16 protein-coding genes are annotated in these 18160 nt (G+C 33.6%); 3 read left to right on the forward strand and 13 right to left on the reverse strand.

Going from position 1 to position 18160, the window contains the following annotated elements:
- Positions 1–44: 44 nt before the first annotated feature.
- Complete coding sequence (locus tag ACP7AT_RS13135) at positions 45–1973, reverse strand: BatA domain-containing protein (RefSeq protein WP_426064799.1); 1929 nt, start codon at positions 1971–1973, stop codon at positions 45–47.
- A 182-nt stretch (positions 1974–2155) separates the two neighbouring features.
- Here ACP7AT_RS13135 and ACP7AT_RS13140 point away from each other — a divergent pair, with 182 nt between their 5' ends.
- Positions 2156–3268: a lactonase family protein gene (locus tag ACP7AT_RS13140; protein ID WP_426064800.1), complete on the forward strand. Its 1113-nt coding sequence runs from the start codon at positions 2156–2158 to the stop codon at positions 3266–3268.
- 146 nt (positions 3269–3414) lie between these two features.
- Here the strand turns inward: ACP7AT_RS13140 and ACP7AT_RS13145 are convergent, their stop codons facing one another.
- From ACP7AT_RS13145 to ACP7AT_RS13180, 8 genes are all read right to left on the reverse strand, one after another.
- Complete coding sequence (locus ACP7AT_RS13145; RefSeq protein ID WP_426064802.1) at positions 3415–4767, reverse strand: DEAD/DEAH box helicase; 1353 nt, start codon at positions 4765–4767, stop codon at positions 3415–3417.
- Positions 4768–4858: 91 nt separating this feature from the next.
- Positions 4859–6091 (reverse strand): YaiO family outer membrane beta-barrel protein, encoded by a 1233-nt coding sequence (locus ACP7AT_RS13150; RefSeq protein ID WP_426064803.1) that lies wholly within the window; start codon positions 6089–6091, stop codon positions 4859–4861.
- Positions 6092–6120: 29 nt separating this feature from the next.
- Positions 6121–8511: a sulfatase-like hydrolase/transferase gene (locus tag ACP7AT_RS13155; protein WP_426064805.1), complete on the reverse strand. Its 2391-nt coding sequence runs from the start codon at positions 8509–8511 to the stop codon at positions 6121–6123.
- A 19-nt stretch (positions 8512–8530) separates the two neighbouring features.
- Positions 8531–9961: a glycosyltransferase family 2 protein gene (locus ACP7AT_RS13160; protein ID WP_426064806.1), complete on the reverse strand. Its 1431-nt coding sequence runs from the start codon at positions 9959–9961 to the stop codon at positions 8531–8533.
- Between the two features lie 2 nt (positions 9962–9963).
- The gene (locus ACP7AT_RS13165; protein WP_426064807.1) at positions 9964–11067 is read right to left on the reverse strand and encodes a hypothetical protein; all 1104 of its coding nucleotides are present in this window, start codon (positions 11065–11067) and stop codon (positions 9964–9966) included.
- A 26-nt stretch (positions 11068–11093) separates the two neighbouring features.
- The gene (locus tag ACP7AT_RS13170; protein ID WP_426064809.1) at positions 11094–11462 is read right to left on the reverse strand and encodes a response regulator transcription factor; all 369 of its coding nucleotides are present in this window, start codon (positions 11460–11462) and stop codon (positions 11094–11096) included.
- A 776-nt stretch (positions 11463–12238) separates the two neighbouring features.
- Positions 12239–13003 carry a TIGR02757 family protein gene (locus tag ACP7AT_RS13175; protein WP_426064810.1) on the reverse strand — a complete coding sequence of 255 codons (765 nt, stop codon included), beginning with the start codon at positions 13001–13003 and terminating at the stop codon, positions 12239–12241.
- A 138-nt stretch (positions 13004–13141) separates the two neighbouring features.
- Positions 13142–13804 carry an ABC transporter ATP-binding protein gene (locus ACP7AT_RS13180; protein ID WP_426064812.1) on the reverse strand — a complete coding sequence of 221 codons (663 nt, stop codon included), beginning with the start codon at positions 13802–13804 and terminating at the stop codon, positions 13142–13144.
- A 245-nt stretch (positions 13805–14049) separates the two neighbouring features.
- Between ACP7AT_RS13180 and msrA the strand changes: the two genes are divergently transcribed.
- Both msrA and ACP7AT_RS13190 read left to right on the forward strand, forming a co-directional pair.
- Positions 14050–14598, forward strand: a complete 549-nt coding sequence (msrA, locus tag ACP7AT_RS13185; protein ID WP_426064884.1) for a peptide-methionine (S)-S-oxide reductase MsrA — start codon at positions 14050–14052, stop codon at positions 14596–14598.
- Positions 14599–14644: 46 nt separating this feature from the next.
- Positions 14645–14944: a hypothetical protein gene (locus ACP7AT_RS13190; RefSeq protein ID WP_426064813.1), complete on the forward strand. Its 300-nt coding sequence runs from the start codon at positions 14645–14647 to the stop codon at positions 14942–14944.
- A 16-nt stretch (positions 14945–14960) separates the two neighbouring features.
- Here ACP7AT_RS13190 and ACP7AT_RS13195 read toward each other — a convergent pair whose 3' ends face one another.
- From ACP7AT_RS13195 to serC, 4 genes are all read right to left on the reverse strand, one after another.
- Complete coding sequence (locus ACP7AT_RS13195; RefSeq protein WP_426064814.1) at positions 14961–15263, reverse strand: DUF6787 family protein; 303 nt, start codon at positions 15261–15263, stop codon at positions 14961–14963.
- Between the two features lie 32 nt (positions 15264–15295).
- Positions 15296–15730, reverse strand: a complete 435-nt coding sequence (locus ACP7AT_RS13200; RefSeq protein WP_426064816.1) for a DUF6146 family protein — start codon at positions 15728–15730, stop codon at positions 15296–15298.
- Between the two features lie 118 nt (positions 15731–15848).
- Positions 15849–16799: a D-2-hydroxyacid dehydrogenase gene (locus ACP7AT_RS13205; protein ID WP_426064817.1), complete on the reverse strand. Its 951-nt coding sequence runs from the start codon at positions 16797–16799 to the stop codon at positions 15849–15851.
- Between the two features lie 220 nt (positions 16800–17019).
- Positions 17020–18090, reverse strand: coding sequence for a 3-phosphoserine/phosphohydroxythreonine transaminase (gene serC, locus ACP7AT_RS13210; protein WP_426064819.1), 1071 nt, complete (start codon positions 18088–18090; stop codon positions 17020–17022).
- Positions 18091–18160 lie beyond the last annotated feature (70 nt).

Here is an 18160-nt window from a genome sequence, read left to right on the forward strand (position 1 = left end):
ATGCTTATTTCATATTAATTTTTTAAATATCGGAACTTCGTTATTCACTTTACGAATCGTATAATTGCCATTTCGGCTATTACAAATAACAGCGCAAAGATAATAAACCATTTCCAAATTTGATTATCAGTTCTGTCAGTTTGTAAAGTGTCAAATAGCGATGAAATAGATTCGGTTGTTTTATATTTCGAAAGAATATTTTCATTGGCTGAAGCCAAATCACTTTCAGTTCTGTTGTAATTGAAACTGATGTTTTCAATCCATTCTTTTTTATTATAAATGCTGAAATTTCCGGCTTGTTCAGGATAATCATTGAAAGTCATTTTGACTTTATTATTCAGAATTTGTTGGATAGGAATAAATTGTTCGTCCAAACCTTTTACAGTTAAAATAGCGTCTTTGTTTAATGATGCTTCTGTCAAATGCGGGTTGTTATTTCCTATTATCAAAGCATTTACGCCGTTGTTACGATTGTTCATCGCCATCTTGTAAAATGTAGGCACAATTAATGGCGATTGCTGGAAATTTGAATTTTCGATGTTGATAGGAGCTGCAAAAACAGCAACAGTTGAAACCGAATTCGCTATCGAAGTCAAAAAAATACTTTGATCTTCATAGGACAAAGCCGCAGGACTGGAACTGGATAATAAAAACGAACTTTTTGTCTTTGGATATTGGAAATTAGTCACTTTATTTTCAAAAACACCTGTAAATATAGGATGATTAAAGTTGATTTTAGTTATCAGCTTTTCTCTGTTTTCTAAAGAATTAAATTTTAGATTCCCAAAATTCGATACAAAAGAATTCATACTAGTGGTTGAAATTATTGCCGAAGGAATTACAATTAAATTACCGCCTTTTTCTACAAAAGATTTCAAAGTGGTAGCCAAAGCTTGCGGAATTTCATCCAATTCATTTAAAACAATCGCATCTTGTTCTTCCAAATTATTGTAATCTAACGCGCTTAAAGTATAATTGTTATAATTGAATTCTTCACTGGTGTAAATTCGGGAAAGGAAATTGCTTTTTGTCGGTTCTCCAATGCTGATTATGCTGGTTTTATTAGTTTTAGAAATACTAAAAAACAACGTATTGTCATAAGATAATCCATTGTCAACTATGGAAAAATAGCCATGAAAAGCTTGTTTTGGAATCGTAAAATTCAGCTTTTTTTTCTTGCTGTTCAATGGTACTATTGTCTTTGCAATAAGCTTGTTTTCATTGTACAAAGAAATTGGAATCGGGTTGAAATCATTTCCATAACCGGATATTTGGACACTGATTTCATAAAAATTGTCTAATGTTTTATTGATGAAAACACTATCAATAGAAACGTTGTTTTTTTGTTCTGCTTTTGGGATTATAAAGAAAAGAGAATTAGTAGCATCACTGTTTTTCAGTTGTTTTTCATTCAGACCTACAGCATCGGTAATGACAATGATATCTTTTTTAAAAGCTGATTTATGCGCTTTTAACTTCGCTAACATATTGTCTAATTGAAAAGGAGTAGCACTGTATTTTAGATTTTGCAAAGCACTACGAACAGACTTAATATCTGTGTTCCAATAATTTTCGGAAGTGGTGAGCAAAGAGAAATTCACGTTTTCCGGAGTTTCTTCGAGTAGTTCCTGAACGGCTCTTTTCAGCAATTCACCTTTTTTACCTTTGGCTTGCATGCTAAAAGAATTGTCCAAAATAATGTAAAGTTCATTACTGGCATTTTTGCTGTCTTTTGACTCAAAGAAAGGTTGTGCAAATGCTGTAATGATAAACGTTAGCAATAATAATCGGCAGGCGAGAAGTAGCCATCTCTTGATTTCAGAACTTTTTCTGGTTTGAATCGAAAGTGCTTTTAAGAAACGAACATTGGTGAAATATTCTTTTTTGAAACGGCGTAATTGAAATAAATGAACCAAAATTGGAACAATCAACAAGAACAGAAAGTAGAAAATTTCGGGATGTTTAAAATGCATTCTGAGCTTGAGTTTACTTCACTGAATTTGGTTTTCAATGGAATTCATTGAACTTCGTGAGTCAAAAATACAAATTTGTTGACAGTTTTAGATGAAGTTGTTAAAAATTTTCAAAGGAATAAACAATTGAAATTCTTTCTGAATATAATGTGTATTTTAGCTGTACAATAAAATTTAAAGACATGAAAAAACCATTTGCTGTTGTTCTATTAATTTTCATTTTTACAAGTGTTCAATCACAAAAGAATAGATTTAATCTACTGATTGGAACCTATACCCAAAGCTGCGATAGTAAAGGAATTTATGTGTATGAATTTGATTCAAAGACAGGTGATTTCAGTTTTAAAAATGCGACTGAAAAGGTTATAAATCCAAGTTATTTGTCAGTTTCAAAAGATAATAATTTTGTTTATTCCGTGAATGAATTTGGGGCTGAAAGTACCGTAAGTTCTTTTAGTTATAATCCAGCAAGCGGAAAATTAGACTTAATTAACAAACAAAGTTCAAAAGGTGCTAATCCTTGTTACATTATAAACGACGACAAAAATGTAATTGTTGCAAACTATTCTGGCGGGAACATCTCCGTTTTTAATAAAAACAACGACGGAAGTCTTGCTGAAGCAAAGCAAGTTATTCAACATTATGGAAAAGGTACTAATGCGCAAAGACAAGAAGGTCCTCATGTGCACATGGTTCATTTTTCTCCAGATAAAAAGTTTGTTTTGTCCAATGATTTAGGTAATGACAAATTATATTCATATGCTTACAATCCTAATGCTGCACGTACTGTTTTAGAAATTAAAGATAGCATTTCAGTGAAGTCTGGAAGTGGACCGAGACATTTGACGTTCAGTAAAGACGGGAAATTTGTTTATCTATTACAAGAACTTGACGGAGCTTTAACCGTATTTAGGTACTCAAACGGAATATTAAAAAAGATTGATGAAACCACTGTTCTTGCAAAAGACTATAAAGGGAATTTTAGTGCTGCGGATATCCATATTTCGCCGGACGGAAAGTTTTTATATGCTTCTAATCGCGGGGAAGCCAATAACATTACAATTTTTAGAATTCTAAAAAACGGAAAATTACAATTGAAGGGACAAACCAGCACTTTAGGAAAAGGACCTAGAAATTTTGCCATTGATCCAAGCGGCAATTTTCTTTTGGTAGCACATCAATTTACAAATGATATTGTAATTTTTAAGAGAAATAAAAAGACTGGTTTACTTGATGATACTGGTAAAAAGATTGCGTTGTGTTCTCCGGTTTGTTTGGTTTTCACAAAGAATTAAACTAAAAAATTCAATAAAATTCATAGAAAAAGGGTTGGGAAATGATTTCTATTTTCCAACCCTTTTTTACTATTTGTTTTTTGTCTTCCAATTTCAGAAAAAAAAGAGGACAAAGAAACGAAACACTAAAAACGGAATACTGATCGTTATTTGTTCTTGTCTTTTCTCTTTTTGTCTCTGGTTTTTAGCATGTTTCTGTTTACAGAACCGTGTGTTTTTTTCTTGGTAACACCAGGTCCTCCCAAATTGACTTTCTTATTCTTTTTACTTTTCTCTTGAAAAGCACCATCTCCGTCAAGTTTCTGTTTTTTCATCATAAACTTAATCGGTTGTCTGTCTTTTTCAGGCTCGATTAATTTGGATGAAACTTCAACGCTTTCCGGGAAAGACTCAATCGCCACTTCCATATTCATAAGTACTTCAACCTCTACTTTAAATTCTTCCTCACGTGGCGCGATAAAACTTATGGCGATTCCTGAAGCATCAGCACGACCGGTTCTACCAATTCTGTGCATATACAATTCAGGCATTTCGGGCATTTCAAAATTGATAACGTGGGTAATATTCGAAATGTCTAAGCCTCTAGCCATAATATCAGTGGTAATCAGACCACGCAAATTTCCTTCTTGAAAGGACGCCATCGTGCTCAAACGATAATTTTGTGATTTATTAGAGTGAATTACTCCAAACTGACCGTCAAAATCTTCCTCGATTCGTTCGAGAACCATATCCGAAATCTTTTTATTATTGACAAATACCAGAACACGACTCATGTCTTCGTTGTTTTGCAACAAGTGTTTTAGAAGGTTTATTTTGGTATTGAAATTAGGAACCTTGTAAGATAATTGTTTGATGTTTTCTAATGGAGTTCCTGATGCTGAAAGTGTAACTTCTTCTGGATAATCAAAATAATCATTCAAAATTGCATCTACTTCATCGGTCATTGTAGCGGAAAAAAGAATGTTTTGACGCTTTTTAGGCATCATCGCTAAGATAGCTGTCAGTTGGGTACGAAAACCTAAATTAAGCATTTCATCAAACTCATCGATGACCAGCTTTTGCATTTCTTCAAAACGAATTACATTGTCCAGCGTTAAGTCCATGATTCTTCCCGGGGTTCCCACCAGTATGTCGCAACCTTGATAAACAGTCGTTTTTTGAGTATTAATATTGACACCACCAAAAATCCCAATAGTTCGAACCGACATGTATTTTGTCAGTTTTTCTACTTCCTCAACTACCTGAACCACAAGTTCGCGAGTAGGTACCAGAATAACTATTTTTGGAGTATGTCCGAGTGTGAATTTATATAATTTTAATAAAGGCAATAGGTAAGCAAATGTTTTACCGGTACCCGTTTGAGCGATTCCCATCATATCTCTTCCGGACATTATCACAGAAAAGGTTTTTTCTTGAATAGGAGTGGGTGTTGTAAATCCTAAATCGTCGATCGCTTTTTGTACGGATTTAGGAAGGTTGAATTGCTCAAAAGTAGTCATTTGCTTAAATTTTTTGCAAAGATAGTCTTTTTGAAAGTAAAACTATAAAATCTACTCTATTCAAGGAACGAGCAATTTGTTTTGCACTATTTTATTTGAATTTTAAATCCCACGATAGAGCTAAGGAATAAATCCAAAAGAAATTCCCTTGGTCAAATATTATTTCTTGGTGTGAAACCGCAAATTGTGCACCCCAGGCGTTTTGTTTATTTGCAGAAGTAAAATAATAGCCCAGATTGATTCTCTGAGATTCTAAATCAACAAATTTGGCTGCATTTTCATTGATATTGAATTGATTAATTTCCGGTGAAAAACCCACACTGACAGCTACACCTAAATAATTATCAGCATCACTTCGGTATTTTCGATAGGTTAAAGTCCCGGATTTGCTAATTCCTGTTTCTCCTGGAGTAAAATAGGGACGGAACGATAAATAACTATTTCCGGTGTACCAGCCTATTGATCCAGTGTAGATATTGGTGGTAGTATTGTACTTCAAGGTCCGGAATCCCAATGAAACTTCGAAGCTTTTAGGCAACGATTTGAATAATTCAGCACCATATTTTACGTCAGGAAACAGAAAAGTATTAGCAATACCAACATTTACATAGGCGTACAGTCCTTTTGCAATTTTTGGGTACAAATCCACTTCATATTGCAATCCATTTTCGTTAAATCTCCTATTGAAATTTACTCTTCCTATAATACTTCCATATTTTGTTTGTCTCCTGTACGTCAACGCATAATACTGCATTGGGTCAAAAACATCGGAATAAATATCCACTGAAGAGGTTATTCCAATCGCGTTTCGGCTCAAGCCATTGTTTAACGTCGCTTTATAATCTTTGGCTTTCTGGTCGTCAGGATTTTGATCCAACACGAATTGAATCGTACTTAATGCTTCTAATGGATTATTTGTATTTTCTTGCGCACTTGCTTTCAATAACAATAACTCGGAGTCATTAGGGAACGTTTTTAACGCGTTATTCGTCATTTCTATTGCTGCAAACGGCAAGTCACCCCACAATTCATTTTTTATGGCTGCCATCCAAATAGTTTTATTCTCTTTGTCTTTCTCCAGAACATAATTAAATTCTTTTCTGGCTTTTTTATATTCACCGTCCCAAGAGTATGTCGTTGCCAAAAATGATCTTACGTCATGGTAATCAGGATATTTTGTCAGGATAAATAATAAGGTGTCCTGCGCTTGTTTCCGCTTAAGGTTGAATGCTAGATTACGAGCATTTTCGAAAGAAGCATCCGGATCACCATCAAATTTAATTTCTTGTCCGGACACTTGAAAGCTGCCAAAAAGTACGAACATAAAAGTTAATTTTATAATTATTTTTGCCATCATTTTTTTAAGGAATTTTTAAAATTTGAGTATTCTTTATTTTTAGGATATAGCACCAATAGGCTATCCATAATTTTGTTTGAATCTTTATAATTCTGCATTCTATTGTATGCCTGAGCCAATTTATAACCCAATTCGGCATCATTTATTTGATTGCTTAATGCTTGTTTGCCAATAGCCACTGCTTTTTTATTTTGGTTTGACCACCAATACACATCAATCAGCGCTAAATAGGAATCACCAAAAAAAGGGGTTCTGTTGATTACTTCCAACAATTCTTTTTCCGCATTTTTATAATCGCCATCCCAAGCTAATATTCGCCCTTTCAGAGTTCTGACGTCGCCATAATTAGGAAGGTCATTCAGAACATAATTGCATAATAATCGTGCTTTTTCGCGCTCTTTTTTGAATGCTAAATCTCGTGCTAAAAAGAAAATGCGGTCGTGATCCAGTCCTTTTGTTAATTTCTTAATGGTCGAAAATTCTTCAGCAGTAAACGTATATGTCGGTTTCTTATACCCTGAAACAGCGTTGGTGATTTTGTTTTTTGTTGTCAAATAAGCATTTAATTTTTTAAAATCCGTGAAAGAGCTACTTACCGTTTCCGTCATATCGTTGTCCGTTTCAATCAGATTGAAATTTTCATCAATTTTAAACAAAGTCCCATCAGAATAGAAATAATCTTTATAAATATAATCATTGATGCTTCCTTTGTATCGCATCAAAGGAATATTGTGAATATTTCTAAATTGTTTCACAGTGTCGAGTCCCTTACCAAGCCAGGTTGTTTTTTCTAATACATTGAATTTGTGATTATTTGTTAAGAAAGAAACTAAACTTGGCGTTACATCACTGTGTGAAGAAATAGATTTGAATTTTGCCGTTTTTTTCAGCATAGGGCTGTAAATGTAAAAAGGAACATGAAAACGCGATAAATTATCTTTTTGCGGTACCGGAATTAGCCTGTGATCACCTGTAATTATAAAAATGGTATTTACATAATCAGGTCTTTTAGAATAGGCTTCCATGAAATTTTGGATAGAATTGTCCGTGTACAACAAACAGGCAAATATGTCTTTGTATTCATTTAGTTTGTTTTTCTCAAAATATGATTTGTTTTTTAAAATGTGTTCCACTTTTTCTAAATACACTTTTTTAGAAGGGAAATCAAAAGGTTCGTGATTGGTGAGCGTCATTATAATATCCAGACTAGGTTGCTTGCTACCTTTTAACTCAGTTAATGCTTTACGATATATTTCAGCGTCGGGATAACCCCATGAAAATCCACCGGAATTTTCTTTTGTTTTAACGTATCCGGGGCCAAATTTATTGATATCTATTATTTTATCGATACCATTGTATTCTAAGAAATTACTTTTTCTGTCAAAACTGGATTCATCACCACAAAAGTAATTGGTAGTGTATCCGTTTGATTTCAGTATACTGATAAGTGAATTGTGTTTTGGTAACGGATTTAATTCCATAAAGCCATTTTCGCCAAAAGGCAACGAACCTAATAACGAGGGCAGTGCGCCAAATGTTCGACCAGAAGTACTTACGAAATTCTCCCAATAAAGGGATTTCGAAGTCAACGAATCCAAGTACGGCGTGAAACCTTTGTACTCACCGTCATCCGTAAAATCACTACCAAGTCCTTCGACAATTATAAAAACAACATTTGGTTTTTCTTTGCTGATGTTGAAAAATGGCGCCAGAACATCTTTAGTGTTTTCTGAAGATTGTTCTAAAGGGTATTCTTTTCTAAAAGTGGGATTGTCCTGAGTAGCCAAAGATTTATCATTTTCAGCACGAATGATGTCACTTAACAAGAAATTCAATTTGTTTTGAGTAGCAGGTTTACCGCTTCCGGCAAGTACTAAATTTAAACTTCCAAAAAAGAATACAGCTACAAGTAAAATTTTAGAGTTGATTTTATGTCCAAAAAAATGCAACAACCAGGTCATTCCCAAATAAATAACAGGCAAAATTATCAACGGTAAAAATAGAAGGAATGAAATGGATATAGATGCAGTAACAGTAGTGTAGATATCACTCAAAGAATACCCTAAAAGATCTGCACCAAGATTAATATGAGTGGTTAGGCTGTATCCTATTAGTCCAAGTTGAATGAGCGCAATAATAGAGAATAATATTTTGATGACAATTATTCCCACAGAATTTTTAATGTATTTTAAAACTAAATACAATGGAAAAAACAACAATCCAATTAACATACCGGTGAAAAAATCATTTAATATTCTATACGCAAATGACAGTTTATCAAAATTTTTAATTACTTCAATAAAACTCAACAGGCAAAAAACAAGGATTAACGAAACCGTTGCATATAGGTATTCTAAAATGTCTTTATAAGTAAATTTCATTTTCATTGATCTGTGGTTTATTATTTTATCCTTTCGTCATTCCTTTTCGGGTCATTTCTCCCCATTTCTTATTTTTGTTAAAATAGTAATCTATATTTCCTCGAATTGCCGCATATAATATAAAGGGATGAGTAACGATTGGTTCTAAAAAAGCAATCCGTAATAAGCGAAAACCCGTTCCTTTCTTTTTATACTGATGATAGGTTAATTCTTCAGTAACTAAAGCTATCAGCGAAAAGAAAACGGTAAATAAATAGGCTAAAGTAATAAAGGCAATTGAATAATCCCATCGTACTAGATTCAGCAAAATAAGGATTCCAAAATAAAACAGACCAACCACTTCAATTACCGGTGCCAATCTTTCGAAAAAAAACCAATATGGATAACTCAGCATTCCCAGCGCTTTATATTTTGGATTAAAGCCAATTTTACGATGTCTTCTTAAGGTTTCAATAGTTCCGCGCGTCCATCTGTTTCTTTGGGAAATAAATATTTTATAATTATCAGGAGCTTCGGTCCAGCACAACGGATCAGGAATATACGCTACTTTATATTTTTTTTTCAGCTCCTCCATGTGGCCTCTCATTCTCACCACAAGCTCCATATCTTCTCCTACAGTTTTAGTGTCGTAACCGCCAACCCTAATTGCAATTTTTTTATCAAAAAGACCAAAAGCTCCAGAAATAACTAACAAACCATTGAGTCTGCTCCAAGCCATTCTTCCTAATAAAAAAGCACGAATGTATTCTAGAATTTGTCCTTGCTCTAATAGTTTTTTAGGAAAATTAACGTCATGTAATTTACCGTCGATGACAACACAGGAATTCGAAATTCTGATCACTCCACCGGCAGCAATAACTCTCCTGTCAGTGGTCTCCAGAAATGGCTTTATCATTTTTTGAAGAGAATCTTCTAATAATAAGCAATCCACATCGATACAAGCTACATATTTACTGTTGCTTATATTAAGTCCCATATTCAAAGCATCAGATTTTCCTCCGTTTTCTTTATCAACGATAATCAGTTTTTCAAATGCGGGATTTATTGATTTGTAAATTCCTTTTCTAAGGGGTTTGGTCGGAATTTGTTCGTTGATGAGATAATCTACCAGTACCAAATCATAAACTTCAATCAGTTTTTCCAAGCTATCATCTTTACTTCCGTCGTTTACTATGATTACGTTGTAATTTACATAGTGATTAGACAATAAGGAACGCACGTTTTCAACAATATTTAAGCTTTCATTATACGCCGGTGCGATGATAGAAATTGAAGGTGAAATGTTTGAGGACATTATTTCTTTGTAATTGACAAAACTGTTTTTTCTTTTGTATTCAACCGTCTCCACACCAGAAATGGCGGCAAGTAAAAGATAAGATCCTATTGCCGCAATGCTGTAAATAAAAAATAAATAATGAATTACCTCAAGAATAATTTGATATGTAGTTACACCCATCTTTAATTGTTTTCTATAAAATTAACAATTCTCAAAAATTTTGGCTCTGAAGATTCGAATTTAATAAGATTGAATCTTTCTCTGTTAAGTACTTTTAAAATTTTTAAAGTAGAAACTTTAATTTCAAAAATTTCGTGATGGATGTATTTCACTACAAAAGATTCATCCGTTTGTTCATACAAATCCTCCATCATTTTAAAAAATGCAATTTGTTCCTCCGGACTGCGTTCTTCTATATTATTTTTCAAAATTTCTTTGGCTTCCAGAGCATTCAAATAACTTAATACATGTATTGCCTCCAGTCTGATTTTTTTATTAATGTGGTACAGCAAAATAATCAGTTCATCTTTTGCCTCGAACTGATTGTAAATTTTTGCAAGTTTTAAAGCAAAAATGATAACGGAATCATTATCGGAATTCAACCAAGATTTAATATTAGAAATATTTTGGTTTTCCATTCGTTGCAATACTTCTAATAATTGAATCTGGTCCCACTCTGATAATTGCGTTTCTAAAATATCTAAAAAATCAAGTCCTTCAAAATAAAATAAATTGACCATGTACAATTGCATTTCTTTTCGGACTTCTTTTCTGTGATGATTGATGTGAACAATAACTTCATCATGTGCTTCCTTGACATGAAATTGCTTTAGTTCGCGAATTCCTTTAGCTATGACGTACCATTTTTTATGTTTTAATCGTGATAAAGCAAAATTGACAAGACCGGTATGAAAGTACAGTTTCTGAATAGATTCAGCAATTTCCCCTGAAACTTCATTTTTTAATTTTAACAAAACAGCAATTAAAATTTTTCGTCTGAAAGGGTCTGGAATACATTCTTTTAATTGATTAATAATTACTTTTTGCTCTGCGCTTATCTCCTCTTCGTCATTTCCAGAATACAAATATTTAATAAGAGACGATTCGTAATCATTCTCAAATTCAGCAGTCACTCTCTCTTTTTTTCTTAAATGTCCTCTCAAAAATTTTAGATAAAGAATCAATGGAGTGAGAATTATAAAAAACACACCACTAATGCTCCATGCTACTTGAATAATAGATGGCGATTCATGAAAATAATCAATCAAATAGTAATTTGTATTCATAGTGTAATATCTGGCAATTTAAATTATTACGGCAGTAATCTTTTTATTCTAATGACCAGTTCATTAGGGCTTAAAGGTTTACTCATAAAATCAGTAGCACCTAAATCAAATGCTTTAAGGACTATTTCCTCTTGACCGGCTGATGAAAAAACAATAATAGGAGTTTGCATGTTCAGTTTATTTCTTACATGACTAATGACTTCTAATCCGCTGATGAAAGGCATCATAATATCGGTCAAAATTAATTCTGGACTGTGTTCTTCAATTAATTCAATTGCTTCTTTGCCATTTACAGCGGTCAGAATTTTATAACCTTCTTTTTCTAACCTAAATTTTAACAACAACAAAAAAATAGAATTATCTTCTGCTAAGACAATTTTTTTGGCATCAATCATGGTACATTAATTTTAATTCTAGTAAAAATGTATACGACTGCTTCTTTAAAATTAATTGGTAGAAATTTATGACTTCTGCAATTTTATTTCGTAGTTTTTCTCTGAGTAATTTTTTTGTCATAAAGTGAATCTCTAATTTATTCTACTTGGGAATGCCAAATAGGAATGATTGGTCTAATACCTAACATTTATATCTACGAAAAGTCATCAACAATGGTTTCTGACTTATGATAATTTAATGAAGTTATTTAAAACTTGTTGATTTCAGTAAATTATCAAAGTACGTAAACAAAGATTACACCCATTATGATGAAAGCTTATTTATAATTTTTGTTACAAACTAATACAATCTATGTTAAAAAAAGACTTGTTTTGACGACATCATTAAATATGTCTTTGTTGTCAAATCCATTATTTTTTAGATCTAGTAACAGCTTGAAGCTTGGAAAGATAAAAAGCAAGTTGTGTTTGATAAAATGCCGAATCAAATTACTAGGTAATTTGAGTTTATAAAAAGAATTATTGGGAAAATTAAATTCAGTTTTTAATTTTTTTAGGCTATTGAAAAATATTAATTCAGCTCGGAAAATAATGTTGACGTCAATATTATCTCGCAGCAAAACATAGAAGTAGGTTTTCATGTTTTTGTTCAGTTTAAGTTCAATTTTTGTAAAGGCATTTGTCGTAAATAAAATAGCGGGAACTGTTCTAAAACAACTTTCGGTTTAAATATATAAATAAAAATTACACAAACAATAAAATACCGTTTCAGGAAGTCAAAATCCTTCGAAAACCCCTAATCCAAATAAAGCAAAATCGTACTTTACGGGATCTTTTGCATCAAATTCACGAAGTTTTAAATCCAATTCTGACAAAGCTTTGCCGTCATTTTGTTTTCGTGTCAATATTGCTAATTTGCGTGCCACATTTCCGGAATGTACGTCCAAAGGGCAAGATAATGAAGCTGTTGAAATACTTTTCCAAATTCCTAAATCGACTCCTTTGTTGTCTTGGCGAATCATCCAACGAAGATACATGTTGATTCTTTTTGCTGCCGAATTATTCAGCGGATCCGAAATATGTTTTTGGGTTCTGTACTGGTGTGGAATTTCGAAGAATATTTTCTTGAATTCATGGATGCTTTTTTGCATCGAATGGGTTTCCTGATGTTTGCTGAACACTGCTTCTAAACCGCCATGATTGGTGTAGATGTGCTGTAGACTTCTAATAAAACTGGCAAAATCGATTCCGTTGAACGTGCGATGTACAAAAGTTTCCAATCGTTCCAAATCATTTTCGGTGTGCGACATGACAAAATCAAACGGGGCGTTTCCCATTAAATCCATCATACGATGTGAATTATTTATAATCATCTTGCGATTTCCCCAAGCAATAGTGGCACTGAGAAAACCGGCAATTTCAATGTCTTCTTTTAGTGAGAATAAATGTGGAATTTGTACCGGATCACTTTCTATGAAGTCGAGTGTGTTGTATTGCAAGACTTTTTCGTCGAGAAAATCTTTAAGTTCTGATGGATTCATTATTGATGATGACTTATGATACTAATTTTTTTTAGGAAGTACAGCTTGTTCTTGCAAGGTTTAGCCCAGATAGAAACGGCATCCTTTTTATTTTTTCTTTTAAAATAAAAAGATATAGTGAATAGCTGGAAATAGCTCCTAATTACTAATTAATCCGTCAACCATTATTAGTTTTCTATCGGCCATATTGGCTAAATCTTCATTATGAGTAACAATGACAAAGGTTTGTCCCAATTCATCTCGCAGTTTGAAAAATAATTGATGCAGGTTCTCAGCGGAAGCCGTGTCGAGATTTCCGGAAGGCTCATCAGCAAAAATGATGGCTGGTTTATTAATCAGCGCTCTGGCCACCGCCACACGTTGTTGTTCCCCACCAGAAAGTTCATTTGGTTTGTGGTTCATTCGATGTGAAAGGCCAAGATATGTCAATAATTTTTTGGCTTCGACCTCAGTTTCCTCTTTGGATTTATTAGCAATAAATGCAGGAATACATACATTTTCCAGTGCGGTAAATTCAGGCAATAATTGATGGAATTGAAATATAAAACCTAAATTTAGGTTCCTGAATTTAGATAAGTTTTTGTCATTCATGGTCAGAATGTCTTCATTGTTGATGCGCAATTCGATTCCGTTTTCAACGGTTGGCTTGTCTAAAGTACCGAGAATTTGCAAAAGTGTCGTTTTCCCGGCACCGGAAGCACCTACTATGGAAACAATTTCTCCCTTTTGAATATGCAAATCTACTCCTTTTAATACGTGAAGTTGATCATAATATTTATGTAGATTTTTTGCTTGGATCATTTTAAAACTGTTTTGACAAAGAAACAAAGATTTTAGTGATTATTGAAAGCATCATAGTAAATTTTGATTTGACAAAGTATAAACTTTAGTTAAGAGGGAATATTCGAAGGATTTTAATGAATAACTTTGACTTTAAATCATATATAATGAAAAAAATAATTGGGTTTTTTTTGGCGCTGTTGCCTTTTTCATTTTGTGCAAAAGAAAAGAATGTTATTTTGCCTAAAAGTATAGAAACTAAAAATATGGAAATACAAAACGAAATTGAAGTTGCAACCTTTGCGGGAGGTTGTTTTTGGTGTACTGAAGCAGTTTTTTTAGAACTGGACGGTGTTAGTAAAGTGGTTTCAGGATACATTGGAGGAAACACGGTAAATCCTACGTATCAGGAAATTGGTACTGGAGAAACCGGCCATGCTGAGGCGATTGAGATTACATTTGATACTAATAAAATCAGTTTTGGTGAGCTTTTGGAAATATTTTTTGCTACACACGATCCCACGACATTGAACCGTCAGGGGAATGATATCGGGACACAATACCGCAGTGAAATTTTTTACCATAATTCTGTCCAGAAACAAATGTCCGAAGATTATATGGCTTTAATGACTACTGAAAATACGTTTGGCAAACCAATTGTTACCAAAGTTTCTCCAGCCCCCAAGTTTTATGTTGCGGAAAATTACCACCAAAACTATTACAATCAGAACAAAATGCAGGGATATTGCAGCTATGTTATCACGCCCAAAATTGATAAGTTGAAAAAATTATATCAAGCTAAGCTAAAAAAATAATTGGCATTAGATTTGTAAGTAGTTTGAAAATAATAATCAAAATACCATGACAGAACAAGTGTCCGTTAGTGCAGTAAATAACAAAACTAGAGATTTGGTGTTGGGAATTCTGTTTGATTCCATTGGAATGCTTTCATTTACCGTCCCCTTAATCGGTGAATTTTCAGATGTAATTTGGGCTCCTTTAGCCGGTTTTTTGATGACTTGGATGTATAAAGGAACAATAGGTCGAGTGGGAGGAGTAGTGACATTTCTGGAAGAAATTTCACCATTTTCGGATTTTATACCAACGTTTACCTTAACCTGGATTTATAATTATGTAATTAAAAACAAAAATGCCTCGTAATTCGAGGCATTTTTAGTTAGTCGTTAAAAAGAAATCCTAATCCCATGCGTTTCAGCAATTTTTTTTCGAAAGCCCAAAAGAATCTGAACTGTCCAAATAAAAAACCAATTAGAACCAAAAGTACTTGATAGATTGGGAAAATTAAAATTAATCTGATAGGAGTGAACCAATAGCTTAAATCTTCTTTTGTAATTCCAAGCCAAAAACAAAACGGTTTTGAAAGCCATGCCGATGCCGATCCGGTTATTGCAAAAACAATAAATATTAGGGTAAGTTGAAAATTAGTTTCAATTCCCCATCGCTGTTTAAGTTTGTTCATTTTTATTTATAATGAATACAAATATAGCAACATTATCTGATGGGGACAAAACCAAAAAGTTTTTGTTTGTACGTGTTTTGAAAATAAATCATATAATTGTATATCAAATAATTTACCTCGTACCCATAATCAATATTAGGGTCATAATTGATTGTCATTTCGTACAAATTGGGATCATATCGTTGCGGTTGCAACACCCGACTGTTCCATTCACTCACATAAAACTGGTTTTTGTTTTCAAAAAAAGATTGAGAATGATATTGTCGTGGGAATGCTCTTGAATTGAGCCAGGTATTAAAACCGGGATCAATAATAATCACTTCATATTCCAGTTTGTCATTGGCAATTCTTACCGTATCGCCTTGAGCCGCAACTGATTTTTCAGTATTTGGAAAAGCAGACTTTGAGGTAGTACAGCCCAAAAGCAAACAAAAAATGACAATTATTATGTAGTAGCTATTCTTCATGATAATAAAATTGAATTATAAAGTTACATAAAACAAATCATTGATTGGTATACTGTTAAGTAAAAAAAGAGGCTGTTTTTATCAAACAGCCTCTCATTAAATATTTAAGAAGGAAAAATTAACCTAATATACTAATAATTTGTGAGGCTAATTCAGTACCAATTCTATCTTGGGCTTCTCCTGTTGCCGCTCCAATGTGTGGAGTCAACGAGATTTTATGATTCATCAAAATAGCCATTTCAGGAGTTGGTTCGTTTTCAAAAACATCTAGTCCAGCAAATAATACTTTTCCGCTGTCTAATGCTTTTACTAATGCAACTTCGTCAATAACGCCGCCACGAGCGCAGTTTACAATACCTACACCGTCTTTCATTATAGCCAATTCTTTTTCTCCAATGATGTAACCATCTTGTGCGGGAACGTGTAACGTAATGAAATCAGCTTCTTTGAATAAAGATTCCAATGATTGAGAAACGATATTTGTTGTGATGGATTGTCCGTCAAAAAATTCAACTTTAACATCAACTTGCGGGATAAAACTATCGGCAGCAATAACTTTCATTCCTAATCCTAACGCCATTTTAGCGGTAGCTTGACCAATACGGCCAATTCCAACTATTCCAAGTGTTTTTCCTCTTAATTCGATTCCGTTTGCGTATGCTTTCTTCAAACCATCAAAGTTGGTATCTCCTTCAAGCGGCATGTTTCTGTTCGAATCATGTAAAAAACGAACACCAGAAAATAAGTGTGCAAAAACTAATTCTGCAACTGATCCTGAGGATGAAGCTGGAGTGTTTATTACGTGAATCCCTTTGCTTTTCGCATAATCCACATCAATATTATCCATTCCTACACCGCCCCGACCTATAATTTTCAATCCTGGGCAAGCATCAATGATATCTTTACGAACTTTAGTCGCACTACGAACCAAAACTACGCTTACATTATTTTCATTAACAAAATTAGCCACCTGTTCTTGCGCTACTTTAGTCGTTATAACTTCAAATCCACCTTTTTCTAAAGCTAATATTCCACTTTTAGAAATTCCGTCATTGGCTAATACTTTCATTTTTTATGTCATTGCGAGGAAAGAAGCAATCTAGTCCTCATATTATTTTTATTTTATTTTTCTGAAGCTATTTCCCGCTATCCGTTACAATCTTTCTAGTCCTGAACTTGTTTCAGGATCCTGAAACAAGTTCAGGACTAGAAAGGATTTTCACTGCTATCAGGGCTAGGAATCCAGAATTCAATTGCTATTTTGTATAACTGAAAAGTGCGGCTAAAAACTAGACTTTGGCTTCCAATTCTTTCATTACATCCACTAACACCTGAACACTTTCTAACGGAAGCGCATTATACATAGAAGCTCTGTAACCACCTACTGAACGGTGCCCCGGTAATCCAGATATTCCCGCTGCTTTCCACATTGTATCAAATGTCTCTGCATGCGCTTCGTCATTCAATAAAAAAGTAGCATTCATGTTCGAACGATCTTCAACAGCTGCAGCTCCTTTGAATAATGGGTTTCTGTCAATTTCTCCATAAAGCAATGCCGCTTTAGCATTGTTTATTTTTTCAATAGCAGCAATTCCACCAAGGTTTTTCAACCATTGTAGCGTCAATAAAGATGCGTAAACAGGGAAAACAGGCGGTGTATTGTACATGCTTTCGGCTTTGATATGTTTGGCGTAATCCAGCATACTTGGGATTATTCTACCATTTTTACCTAAAATTTCTTCTTTTACAACAATCAAAGTAGTTCCTGCGGGACCCATATTTTTTTGTGCTCCTGCATAAATCAAATCAAATATAGAAAAATCCAATTCTCTTGAAAAAATATCAGAACTCATATCGCATACAAGTGGCATATCAACTGATGGAAATTCTTTCATTTGCGTTCCAAAAATAGTGTTATTACTGGTGCAATGGAAATAATCAGCATCTGCTGATATTGTATATCCTTTTGGAATATGATTGTAATTTTGTTCTTTTGAGGAAGCGACAACAACTGTATCTCCAAAAAGTTTTGCTTCTTTTATAGCTGCTGCTGCCCAAGTTCCTGTATCAAGATAAGCCGCTTTTCCGCCTTCACTCATCAAGTTATAAGGAACCATTAAAAATTCTAAACTTGCTCCGCCAGCAAGAAATAATGCTTGATATCCTTTGCCTTCGAGACCTAAAAGTTCAAGAACGATGGCTCTCGCTTCATCCATTACCGCAACGAAGTCTTTGCTTCTGTGCGAAATTTCTAAAAGTGATAATCCGGAATCGTTAAAATTTAAAATTGCTTGTGCTGATTTTTCAAAAACTTCTTGCGGTAAAATACAAGGTCCTGCGCTGTAGTTGTGTTTTTTCATGGTGTAGTTTATGTCCAAAAAATTAAAATGCAAATTTCGACAATAGGAGTTTAAAAAGCGTTAATTTATT

It is taken from the genome of Flavobacterium sp. DSP2-3-1, assembly GCF_049896865.1.
GTDB lineage: Bacteria > Bacteroidota > Bacteroidia > Flavobacteriales > Flavobacteriaceae > Flavobacterium.